The 12,286-nt window shown below is 33.9% G+C and carries 11 protein-coding genes and 1 pseudogene; 8 read left to right on the top strand and 4 right to left on the bottom strand.

Going from position 1 to position 12,286, the window contains the following annotated elements; all coding sequences use genetic code 11:
- Positions 1-186: 186 nt before the first annotated feature.
- The 3 genes from H6G44_RS13150 to H6G44_RS13140 all read right to left on the bottom strand — a co-directional run bounded on the left by H6G44_RS13150 (position 187) and on the right by H6G44_RS13140 (position 2,631).
- On the bottom strand, positions 187-570 hold the full coding sequence (locus H6G44_RS13150) for a DUF4346 domain-containing protein (RefSeq protein ID WP_190386927.1): 384 nt from the start codon (positions 568-570) through the stop codon (positions 187-189).
- 136 nt (positions 571-706) lie between these two features.
- On the bottom strand, positions 707-1,876 hold the full coding sequence (locus tag H6G44_RS13145) for a GNAT family N-acetyltransferase (protein WP_190386926.1): 1,170 nt from the start codon (positions 1,874-1,876) through the stop codon (positions 707-709).
- Between the two features lie 71 nt (positions 1,877-1,947).
- Positions 1,948-2,631, bottom strand: coding sequence for a RibD family protein (locus tag H6G44_RS13140; RefSeq protein ID WP_190386925.1), 684 nt, complete (start codon positions 2,629-2,631; stop codon positions 1,948-1,950).
- Positions 2,632-2,846: 215 nt separating this feature from the next.
- Between H6G44_RS13140 and H6G44_RS13135 the strand changes: the two genes are divergently transcribed.
- From H6G44_RS13135 to H6G44_RS13100, 8 genes are all read left to right on the top strand, one after another.
- Positions 2,847-4,745 carry a sensor histidine kinase gene (locus tag H6G44_RS13135; protein ID WP_190386924.1) on the top strand — a complete coding sequence of 633 codons (1,899 nt, stop codon included), beginning with the start codon at positions 2,847-2,849 and terminating at the stop codon, positions 4,743-4,745.
- 56 nt (positions 4,746-4,801) lie between these two features.
- A complete protein-coding gene (locus H6G44_RS13130; protein ID WP_190386923.1) occupies positions 4,802-5,683 on the top strand; it encodes a hypothetical protein in 882 nt (293 codons plus the stop codon).
- Positions 5,684-6,457: 774 nt separating this feature from the next.
- Positions 6,458-6,631, top strand: coding sequence for a hypothetical protein (locus tag H6G44_RS13125; RefSeq protein ID WP_168642228.1), 174 nt, complete (start codon positions 6,458-6,460; stop codon positions 6,629-6,631).
- Positions 6,628-8,694 carry an AAA family ATPase gene (locus H6G44_RS13120; protein ID WP_190386922.1) on the top strand — a complete coding sequence of 689 codons (2,067 nt, stop codon included), beginning with the start codon at positions 6,628-6,630 and terminating at the stop codon, positions 8,692-8,694. The genes H6G44_RS13125 and H6G44_RS13120 overlap by 4 nt, the downstream gene beginning before the upstream one ends.
- 42 nt (positions 8,695-8,736) lie before the next feature.
- Complete coding sequence (locus H6G44_RS13115) at positions 8,737-9,375, top strand: Uma2 family endonuclease (protein ID WP_190386921.1); 639 nt, start codon at positions 8,737-8,739, stop codon at positions 9,373-9,375.
- A gap of 32 nt (positions 9,376-9,407) precedes the next feature.
- Positions 9,408-9,968, top strand: a complete 561-nt coding sequence (locus H6G44_RS13110; protein WP_190386920.1) for a Uma2 family endonuclease — start codon at positions 9,408-9,410, stop codon at positions 9,966-9,968.
- Positions 9,969-10,064: 96 nt separating this feature from the next.
- A complete protein-coding gene (locus H6G44_RS13105) occupies positions 10,065-10,532 on the top strand; it encodes a DNA phosphorothioation-associated protein 4 (protein ID WP_190386919.1) in 468 nt (155 codons plus the stop codon).
- Positions 10,533-10,571: 39 nt separating this feature from the next.
- On the top strand, positions 10,572-11,510 hold the full coding sequence (locus H6G44_RS13100) for an HNH endonuclease (protein ID WP_190386918.1): 939 nt from the start codon (positions 10,572-10,574) through the stop codon (positions 11,508-11,510).
- 10 nt (positions 11,511-11,520) lie between these two features.
- Here H6G44_RS13100 and H6G44_RS13095 read toward each other — a convergent pair.
- Positions 11,521-12,132: pseudogene (locus H6G44_RS13095) on the bottom strand (DGQHR domain-containing protein); the annotation flags it as partial.
- Between the last annotated feature and the right edge of the window lie 154 nt (positions 12,133-12,286).

Here is a 12,286-nt window from a genome sequence, read left to right as displayed (position 1 = left end):
GACTTACTTGTGCTATTTAACACAGGAAAGGTAGTTAATCAGGTGACAGTGTTATTAGGCACATATCTAGCGGGCAAGATGCCCGCACCACAAGAGTTTTATGATTCAACTATGATTCAACTTTGTACCTAATCTTCAGTGGAAAACGCTGTATATGCGATTCTGGTACATTTGCATTTACTTTTGCTAATCTTGAATATACTCCTTTCCTGAAACTAAAGCAATTTCAGCGCGAACAAGTTCTCTACCTAGATAAGCTGCATGATCTAGTAAAGTTACAGGACAATTTAGCGTTTCTTCAAAAATCTTAATACAGATTTCTTTAGCTGTCCGTCCGCTAAATAAAGTTCTGTGGGTTCTTTCCACCTTACCGCGAACAGGAATTACTTCACCTGTTTCTGGATTTACGGCCAAACCACGTTCATTAATGATATTAGTGAAGTGCTTGGCATAAATTAATCTTTCATGTTGGTCTATGTAGATAATAAAATAACCGTTGGGGTCAAGATCAATATGACGGTGAGAAAGTTGATTATCAATTGCGGTCAAATCTTCAAGTAGTAAATCCATAACCATTGTAAAAACTAAATTTCTAGAACAAGTATTTTTAGATTACATCTTTAGTGTAATTCTTGTGTGATGTTTTTCGGAAATATGTAATATGCAGATGCCTAACTTTTAAAAAAAATCGGGCTTCTATTTCCTGCTACTTAAAGGGTAACTCTGCATTAATGGTATCAATTTCTTTTTGTTCCATCTGATTTACTTCCCGAACCCAAGGCAAAATAATTTGTCCTAAACGGTTGTTGTAAAAGCGGTGAAGACTGTAATTAGAAGTAGCAGGAAAACCTCGGCGTTTTTTATGTTTACCACCAGCGCCGGGGTCAAAATTTTGGATACCATGAGCGATCGCCCATTCAATTGGTGCATAATAACAAGCATCAAAATGTAAACAATCTATGTCTTGAAAACTCCCCCAATAACGTCCATATAGCTTGTCTTCTTTAAATAAACAAAAAGACATTCCTACAGGTTGATGAGAATTTTCTTGATCATAAGCCGCAAAAAATACAACCCGATGTCGATAATTATAATCTAATTGTTCAAAAAATTGCTTAGTTAAATACTTACTCCCCCACCAGCCAAACTTATCACAAGTATCAGCATAGAAATCATACATTAACGAAAACAGAGAATTAGGAATTTCTTGACCTGTTAATGCTTGCAGTTTTAAACCTGCCTTTTCCACAGATTTGCGTTCCCGTTTAATATTGCGTCTTTGATTCGCATTAAATCCAGTGAGATAATCATCAAAAGTTTGAAAATCAGCATTTTCCCAAATATAACTATGATGTAGCCAAGTTGTAAAACCCTGACGTTCTAAAATTAGTCGCCATTGTGGATCAACATAGAGAAAATGACAGCCAGAAATGCGATATTTCACACAAAAACTATCAATTTCATGAAGCATTAAAGCTGTAATTTCTTCCTCATCTTCTCCTGGAGCAATTAAAAAGCGATAACCTTCAGCGGGCGTGAATGGTGTCATTCCCAGGAGTTTAGGATAATATTCTATGCCCAAACGAGAAGCTAATTCTGCCCATTGATGATCAAAAACAAATTCCCCCTGGCTATGTCCTTTTAAATATAATGGAGCAGCCCCAATTAAAGTTCTATCTCGCCATAAAATCAAGTGATTTGGCAACCAACCAGCATTAGCTGTAGCACTTTGGGATATTTCTAAATTGTTCAACCAATCCCATTCTAAAAAAGGCGTTTTTAGCGGCATTGCTAAGGCATCCCAAGCAGTTTGGGGAATATCGGCGATTGTGTGTGTCCAAACAAGAGAATATTGAGGTTTGTGTTCTTTAAACATTGTATATTTGTCCTGTAATTTTAGGTTTTAGATTTACTGCTGACTCCTTGCCGAGTGTAGACCCTGCACCTCTAGCGAATTATCCTATAGTGCAAAAATACTTCTTGCTCAACAGTGAATACTTCTAGTAATTGTAACTTAGGAGCAACATCAGATAAAAATCCTATCCCTTCCACAGGTGAAAGAGCCATACTACCACCTAAAATTAGTGGACAAATAGTCAGCCAGATTTCATCAATTAAATTAGATTCTAGGAAAGATGCCACTAATTTTCCTCCTCCTAAAATAGCTAAACGGGTAATTTGTAAACTGGATAAATATGTTAAAGCAGCCAAAAGATCAATTTCTCCTGTAGGATTTTCAAATACTAAAACTTGCTCAAATTCTGATCTTTCTTGCCAAAAATAAGCCCCCAGAGAGGTTGTAAGTAACCAACGTCTTACTGGTTGTTGGAAAAATTTAATGTCCGGATTCAGGTTAGCCGAACGAGAAATCACTATATGGACTGGTTGGGGATGCTTATTTACTTCTTTTCTTTGTTGCAAGAGTATTGTCTTTGAGATGGTCATTGTTGTATTGTAGGCACGAAGAGTACCAGCACCAAATAAAACGGCATCAGAAATAGCAATTTGTTTCTCCAGGTGGGCTTGATCGACTACTGAGCCAAATCGAGCGGGTGCTTGCCTAAAATCCGCTATTTTGCCATCAGCACTCATGGCTAAAACTACTGTGGTATGGGGACGATATTCGATCATGGGGTTAATTTTTTGAGGGAGTTTATAGTATTAATCTTAATGTGCAACATACGGTTTATTAATTTTAAATTTTAAATTTTTACCTGCTTTCTATTTTTTTAATTAGAAGTTTATATGAATATGCAATTTATCATCAACTAATAAAATGTCTCCTTTCGCTAATGTAATTTTGTCTTTTTGTTATTGTAGTTTGCAGATGAGAAGTGAGACAAACAATGGCTAAATCTAGTCAATCGTCATTTCGACGAATTTTAGTAACAAGAATCCTACTAGTATTTGTCCCAGTTTTATTACTAGGGGAAATGGTTGCCCTGAATAAAGCTCGTTCTAGTCTGTTAAATACGGCTCAACAAAACTTAACAGAAAGTGCAGTTAACAAGGGAGAAAAAATTATTGATGATATTGCAGGTTTACGCTCTAATTTAATTACTGCTAGTCAAACAAAAGTAATTCAATCTGGCTCATATGTAGAAATTCAACAATTTCTTAAACAACTAAAAAAACAGCTACCAACTCAAATTGATTGTTTACAAGTTACCCGAATTAAAAAGGGTGAAATAATTGCCAGTAGTTGCGGTAATCAAGAAATTACTCCATCAGATTTATCTCCTGACATTGATAATGTTGATATTCAATTCATATTACCACGTCCATCTGGAAAAACTGGTAAAAAAGACAAACAAAATCAATTACAGTTATTTTTATCAGTTCCTGTTGCTAATCAACGTGGTAATTTAGCTTACCGATTAAGCATTAAAACCACATTATATCAGCAAAACCCCAATCATCCAGGCTCGTTAACAGGTTTTTTGGTAGTTATTGCTGAAGATGGTAAAATTTTAGCTCATCCATTTCCAGAAAGAATCGGTACTAATATTAAAGATTATGCTGACGTAGAAAGAATACAAGCCATAGTTAAAAATGCTTTATCTGGAAGCAATAATTCTAGTAATTTATCCTTTATAGAAGCACAGGAATTAGTTGCAGGTTTTACAGCTACTACTAAACCTGTAACTACAAAACCACCACAAAGATGGATTATATTGGCAGTTACAACTGTAAAAGATGCTCTATTTGGTTTAGAAGAAATTAAACTAATTCTCATTGTTTTAACCGTTGGTTTAATTGGTGCTAGTTTATTAGCCTCATTTTATTTAGTTCCTTATTTAGCCGGTCCCATAGAAGAACTGCGCGACTATGCTGTTAATCTCCATAGCCACCATGCGGCACAACCCATACCGCGCAATTTCAAAATTCGGGAATTTAATCAATTAGCTCAAGCATTAGATCAAATGGTGGAAAGACTAAAAGATTGGGCTGAAGAATTAGAAATTGCTTGGAAAGAAGCTAAGTCAGCTAACCAAATAAAAAGTCAATTTTTGGCCACAACTTCCCATGAATTAAGAAACCCATTGAATATTATTATCAACTGTGTACGCTTAGTACGTGATGATTTATGTGATAGTCGAGAAGAAGAATTAGAATTTCTGACAAAAGCCGATGATACAGCAATTCATTTATTAGGAATAATCAATGATTTGCTGGATATTTCTAAAATAGAAGCTGGTAAACTGTCTGTAACTATAGTACCTTTAGATTTACGACAATTATTATTAGAGGTAATTAACTTACAATCAGTTAATATCCAACACAAAGGACTACAATTAATTTGTGATATAGGTGATAAGCCTATTCCTGTAAAATCCGATGCTATTAAACTCAAACAAGTGCTAATTAATATTATTAGTAACGCCAATAAATTCACCAATGAAGGTAGTATTCAAATTACCACAAATATTAATTACAATAATCATTATCCTCATGTTATAGTATCAATTAAGGATACAGGTATTGGTATTGACCCTGCAGAACAAGGTAAACTATTTCGTCCCTTTGTTATGGTTGATGGTACAACTACCCGCAAGTTTGAAGGAACTGGATTAGGTTTAGCAATTTCTCGGAATTTAATTGAACTCATGGGTGGTAAAATTACCCTAGAGAGTTTAGGTTTAAATCAAGGAACTACAGTAATTATTCAATTACCATTGACTGATTTGGCTTTATTGCCTAATGCGGAAAAAAAAGATATTATCAGTAATGGAGTTAGAAGTTAATCACTTCTCTTTGATATCCTCCCCTAACAGTAAATTAAAATTACAACCTTCCTAAAATGAAACAATTTTTCCCAAGTATTTTTGTGATGACAGCTTTATTAATAGCTCCTGGTTGTTTATCAAATACTAAATCTCCTAAAAGCGAAGTTTCACCTAGTATGATGATGAATCATGATGGAAATTCCATGAATGAACATGAAGGACATTCAATGGAAAATATGCATCATACAAATAATTCACAAATAACTACCAAAGTTAAATTAACTGCTCCGCAAAAATTAGCTCCCAATCAACCGATTAACTTAGTTATTGATATTCAAGACTCCACTGGAAACCCTGTCAATAAATTTGAAATTTTCCAGGAAAAACTCATGCACTTAATTGTTGTTAGTGATGATTTACGATTTTTTGATCATATTCACCCAGAATACAAAGAAAAAGGACGTTTTGAAGTAACTGCAAATTTTCCAGAATCAGGAAATTATACACTTTTTAGCGATTATAAACCTACTGGAAATAAGGAAATTGTATCATTAATGAATATTACAATTCCCGGTACAATTCCTTTGCCAAAAAATTTAGAAAAATTCACCAAAACTAAAATTATCTCAGATACTAAAGTCAATCTCAATATATCCACACCAAAAATCAAAGCTGGTCAAGAAATTAAACTAACTTTTGATCTAAAAGACCAAAAAAATCAACCAATTAAAGATCTACAACCATATTTAGGTAAAAAAGGACATTTAGTAATCATTAAAAGTTCATCTCCCCTAACAGCATCTGATTATATCCATGCTCACGCGCTCGAAAATTCCATAGATGGAAAAATCGAATTTTATACCAAACTCCCCAAACAAGGAACATATAAAATGTGGGTACAATTTAACCGCAATGGACAAGTTAAAACCGCAGATTTTTGGGTAAATGTAGAATAAAAAAATATTACTTTCCTCAATTAAAATCGTAAATTGGGTTAAGCGAAAGCACAACCCAACAATAACTTTAATAATTTAAAATAACTAATTAATTTTTATCTTGGCTTTTTCCACTTGATTAAAAAATCAGTATATAAGCCATATCATATTTTGTGAAATTTGTACACACCTTGTAGGAAGATGAATAGAAATCATATAAGGTTTAAAGTATTGATATATGGTAAACACCTGGTATATATGAAGGCTTGGCTAACACCCAGGCCTTTTTTTGTTTAAAAGGTAGCAGGAATCAGGAGTAAAATTTTATATAGATTATTATTCGCAACATCAATATGTATTTTGGTCATGACTTATCATATTTAGAGTAATCTGTATACATTCCATAGGTAGATGATATGTGGCTAGAGTAGCACTAAATTAGTTGAGTACGTTGTTAAGCACAGCAATTATGGAGGTTTGGTACTATAACCAAACCTTTTTTTTCACCCCAAAATAAAATTGATTGTTTTATAACAAACAAAGCGGTGATGATATAAGTTATAGCCTTTTCTAGTCTAATAAGGTACAAAGTCATCTGTGATCATCTGCGGTTATCTGCGTTTAGTTCTAACTGTTTGTACAGCACTTGCATGGGAATACGTCAAACTTTGGTATTGTTACCTTTATTTTGAGGTTTCCCCTTCTTTTTTGCTACTCCAACTCACATAAGGCGTATTATATAAAAATAGTGTCATAACTGGTTAAAATAGAAAATAAATCTATTGCACTATTAAAATGATACCAGAATCAAATATTGAAGATGTTCAAGAACCAATTACCAGCGCACCACCGGAAGTTAAGCAAATTATCGAGAAGGTCTGGAGATTGGAGAAAAGTCGGTTAGATAGAAAGAGCAAAGGTCATATTAATGATGATATTCTCACTATTGTGAAGGAAGCGGTACAATGAAGCTAACTTCGATTAAATTATGTAATTTTCGTTCATTTTACGGAAAAACACCAGAGGTAACTTTAGCTGGTGGAAATATTCGCAATACGACGATGATTTATGGTAGTAATGGCGCAGGTAAAACCAGTATTTTGAATGCGTTCACTTGGGTTTTGTATGAGAAATTTAGTGCGGCTTTTGCGTCAACTGAACAGTTAGTAAATAAACGTGCAATTGCGGAATCTGAACCTGGACAACCTGTGGAATGTTGGGTAGAAGTTGGTTGGGAACATGAAGGTAATCGTTATCGTGCTACTCGTGGTTGTCGGGTTTATAAAAATGAAAGTGATGTGATTGAAGCTGGGAAAACTCAGTTAAAAATTCAAGTTGCTGGAGATGACGGAAAATGGTATTTTCCTATTCAACAAGCTGAGGAAATTATTACTCAGATTTTACCATTAAGTTTACATCAATATTTTTTCTTTGACGGTGAACGCATTGAAGAAATTGTCCGTTCTAATAATAAAGCGGAAATTTCTGAAGCCATTAGAACTTTTTTAGGTGTGGAAGTAATCGAACTTTCTATTAAACACTTAAAAGACGCTAAGAAGTCTTTGGAAACTGATTTAAAACATATTGGTGATCCGGAAACAAAACAGTTATTAACTAAGCAAGAAAAGCAAGAATTAGAAATTGAAAACATTAATAAACGTCAAACGGAAATAAATCAAGAATTAGAATATCAACAGACTTTTAAAAAGGAGATTAGTAATAAATTACGAGAATTGAGTGCTGTCAAGGAATTACAGGAAAGAAAGCAAAGTTTAGAATCTCAAAAAAATAGTTTATTGCAAGAGTTGAAAAAAACAAAGGAGAATTTAAAAAAGGTTATTTCCGCACGGGGTTATACTGTTTTATTATCGGAAACTACAGCTAAATTTCGGGAAATATTCACAGATTTAAAACAACGAGGTGAATTAACTGCGGGAATTTCACAGGAATTTGTCAATGATTTACTTACTTCTGGACGTTGTATTTGTGGTGCGGATTTAAGAGAAGGAACTCATACTCATTTTCATGTTAAGAATTTAATGAAAAAAGCAGGTTCTTCAACTGTGGAAGAAACCGCAATTAGAATGAGTGCACAAGTTGATGAAATTGATAAACAAGCACTTGGATTTTGGGAAGAAGCAGATAGAGAACAAGGACGAATTCAACAGTTAAAGGAAAATCTCGATCAAGTTGAACTGGAATTAGCTAATATTCAGGAACAACTACGAAAAGATCCCAATGAGGAAATTAGTGGTTTACAAAAACGTCTTGATGAAATTGAAGCTAAAATTGATGAATTAAATCGAGAACAGGGTGCAAATCGACAGGAACTTTCTCATCTAAAAGCAGCTATTGATGCTTTAATAAAACAAATATCTAAGCAAAAACAAAATGAGGAAAAACAATCTTTAGCACAGCGTCGCATTAATGCTACTCAGGATGCAATTGAACGGTTATCGGAAGTTAAAAACCGTCAAGAAAATCAATTTCGTCTCCAATTAGAACAGCGGGTACAGGAAATATTTTCCGATATTTCTTTTACTCCCTATATTCCCAAAATTAGCGAAAAGTATGAATTAAGTTTAGTGGAAAATACGACGGGAATTGAAGCACCAGTCGCAGCTTCTACGGGAGAAAATCAAATTCTCAGTTTATCTTTTATCGCTAGTATTATTGATAAGGTGCGCGACTGGAGTGAAAGACGAAAAATGATGATGGTTCCTGATAGTAGCACTTTTCCTATTGTCATGGATTCTCCTTTTGGTAGTTTAGACGCTAATTCTCGTCGTCACATTGCGCGAACTATTCCTAAGTTAGCAAATCAGTTGGTTGTGTTGGTAACTAAGACTCAATGGAGGGTAGAAGTTGAGGAGGAAATTGCTGATAAGATTGGGAAGGAATATGTTTTGGTTTATTATTCTTCTAAACCTAATTGTGAACAGGATTTTATTGAGTTAGGTAGGGAAAAATATTCTTTGGTTCGACAGAGTTTGAATGGTTTTGAATATACTGAAATTGTTGAGGTTGAATGAGGATTTTTTTCACGCAGAGTCACAGAGAGGAGGAACGGAGTTATGGTTGTTAGTTCTTTAAGTTTGGTTACTGATAGTTGGGTAAAGGTAAGTTGGGATGAGTTTATGGAGGTTGCTGAACATTCTGATTATCAGCAAGGAAGATTTTATTTTTATCAAAATTATATGAGGGTAGAAATGTTACCAGTTGGTTTTCGTCATGGCCGTTATCATTCGATTGTTTCTAAGGTGGTGAGTTTATTTGCTACTCTCAAGAATATCAAAATTGTTGAAGCTACGAATACCAGCTTTAGAAAAATAGGTGAAAGTGAATGTCAACCTGATTTAGCTTTTTATATTGGGGATAAAATCAAATTTCCACCTTTAAATAATTCTCCTGTCAATATTAATGAGTTAGCAGCGCCTACTCTAGTGGTAGAAGTTGCTGCTGCTTCTATTAATGATGATTTAGGTTTTAAACGATTACTTTATGAACGGTTGGGGGTAAGGGAATATTGGGTAATGAATGCTAATAATAATGATATTATTGCTTTTGAAATTATTGACGGGGGTAGTAGGAGAATTGAGGAGTCCAAGGTTTTACTAGGTTTACAAATAGCTATTGTTCAGGAAGCTATTCAACGCAGTTTAACTCAAGATGATGGTGAGGTTAATCGCTGGTTGTTGCAAATTTTTAGTTAATTTATTTTACGGAAATTCAGGAGGTAAATGTTATGGTTGCTAGTTCGGATACAAGTTATATGAGTCCTTTGGAGTATTTGGAGTGGGAGGAACAACAAGATATTAAATATGAATATATCAATGGTGAAGTTTTTGCTATGACCGGGGGAACTATTCCTCATACTACTATTGCTTTAAATCTAGCTTCTGGGTTGAAAAATCATTTGCGGGGTGGTAATTGTCGTCCTTTTATGGCTGATGCTAAAGTAGGTATATCGGAGAATGGTCCGTTTACTTATCCTGATGTTGTTGTTAGTTGTCACCCTAAAGATAAAAAAGCGATTAATTTTATTCAATTTCCTAGTTTAGTTGTTGAGGTGCTTTCTCCGAGTACGGAAGCTTATGATAGGGGGGGTAAGTTTCAGTTATATAGACAGATTCCAACTTTGCAGGAATATGTTTTAATTAGTGCTGACAAGGTGGGTTTGGATTGTTTTCGGTTAAATGATAGGGGTTTATGGGAGCTACATCCTTTTGTTGAGGGTAATGAGGTATATTTGGTTAGTGTTGATTTTAGGTTTCCTCTTTCTCTGGTTTATGAGGATGTTTTTTGATTTTTTTCTCTCGCAGAGGTGCGGAGGGGAGGGTGATTATGTGGTATTAGTAAGTTAGGTTTGCTTTGTGATGTTAAGGGTGTGTATTTTATAATTATGGCTGCAAATAGAATCAAAATTGCTCAGGATAAGGCTGAGTTGGTGAAATCGTTACTAGCGTCTAAAGAAACACCTGGACTTTTCCAAACTTATGTGGAGGTGATGGTATTTGCAGCATCATTAGGAGTAAGGTATAAAAAAAGTGTTCCTTTAGGAGACACCACAAAAAGAGAGCCTTCTCCAATTCCACAAGACAATTTTGCTTCACTTGGGTATGACAAAATTATCAAATTATTAGGAATTGTTGAGACAAGTGATATCCAAATACTTGCTTCTAGGGAAGATGAATATGAGGATAAGCGGACTCAAGTATTTGAAGAGTATGCTAATGGGGGATTAGAAATATTACAAAGTGAATTGCGTGGAGTTGTTGATTATCAAATACAATTTCTATTGATTTTAAAGAAAGCAATAGATTATCAAGAAAATAATATAGAAGAAGAATTCAATTTAACTAGATTTTAAAATAATCCATTTTTCCGCATTTTTACAAAGTAGTGAGACATGAATAATATTCATTTTTATTGTGAAAAGTTTTCCAAGCTGAAAGTAAGTAATAGTCGAAAACGTGGTAATGCTCAATATAAACCAATACTACTTTTAACCGTAATAGATTTGATTATGAGAGGAGACATTACCGATAATAAAATTTTTGTCTCAGATAAATTAATTCAAGCTTTTAATAAATATTGGAATGTTATTGGTTCACAGTCTTATAAAGGGGGTTTACACTATCCATTTTTTCATCTACAAAATGAGGGATTTTGGCACGTAGAAATTAAAGCAGGTTTTAATAATTTACAACCAAAAACAACTAACCAATTAAAATTGGCTGTTGAATACGCATATTTAGACAGTGAATTATTTAACTATTTACAAAATGAATCTTCCCGAAAAGAATTAATTGATGCATTGGTAACTGCTTTTTTCTCGGATAATGAAGATGAAATTGAGGAATTTTTACAAATTAATCAGACTTTTCAAGATTATCCAGAAGTAGAAAAACTAGATGATACTGAAAATTTACCCAACAATCCTAAATGGAGTTTTAAAAAAACACTAATTAGAAATGCCTTTTTTAGAAAAGCTGTTGTTTCTGTATATGATTGTCAATGTGCTTTTTGTGGCTTGAAAGTTACTAAAACTGGTAATCAAAATATTGTTGACGGCGCACATATAAAGCCATTCTCCACTTTTTATGACAGTAGAATACATAACGGAATAGCACTTTGTAAAAATCATCATTGGGCTTTTGATAGAGGTTGGTTTGCTGTTGATGATAAATACAAAATTATCGTTAGTAAAGAATTAGAAGAAGTATCTCCCCACGCTAGAACAATAACAGAATTTCATGGGGAAATACTCATATTACCTAAAGTAGAGAAGTATTTTCCAGATATTGAAGCTTTGCAATGGCATCATGATCATATATTTCAGCCATAATTAGCTATTATTATAAAATAACTGGTAGTCCTACATTCTGCGGTTTGACTAACTTTCCATCAAAACCTATAGTTTGTTCTTCTATAGTCCTAGCATTGGCTAAAGCCTTACGTAAAGCAGTAACTTCCATTTGTTCAGTTATTCCCCCCAAAATATAAATTAATAACTTCACAGCTAAATCTTTTCCTACTACCTGTACCCGCTTTTTATTAGGGTCATATAAAACTCCATACCATAAAGATTGAGGATATTCCATACCACTAAAACCCCCTTGACGGTCAAATTTCTCCAACTTCTTAAAAATATCCGTCAAAGCAAAACCTTTTTTAAATACCAAAATTCCTAAAGCTTGCGCTAAAGCAACTTGAGAAACTGGACGAAATAACATATTCCCCTCACCCCCGTCTTTTTCAAAATGGAAGCGACGTAAAACCGTTGTTTCTTCATGTTCTAATATTTTATAACTGGGAAGATTAGCTAAATGATCAAAAAGTAATCTAAAATCTGCAATTCCTTCCTGGATTTCTTCATTTTCTGGACGCATGGGAATTAACCCTTTCTCTAAAGGTTTCCAGTGTGGGAACTTTTGCCCCAAATATCTTTCAGACATATCTTGTAGGGCAGAAGTGTTGAATGTTAAGAAAAGCCTGATAAAAATAGCCAAAAATATGTTAAATTTTGGGCGAAGGATTAAAATATTTTGATTAACCATGATCATAAACTCATTTCCCAAGATTGTCAAAAATATCCTGGAAGGACTACCCAAAAATGATTAT

The sequence above is a fragment of the Aphanizomenon flos-aquae FACHB-1287 genome, assembly GCF_014698755.1.
Lineage (GTDB): Bacteria > Cyanobacteriota > Cyanobacteriia > Cyanobacteriales > Nostocaceae > Dolichospermum > Dolichospermum flosaquae.
This window is presented reverse-complemented; position numbering and strand designations above follow the sequence as displayed.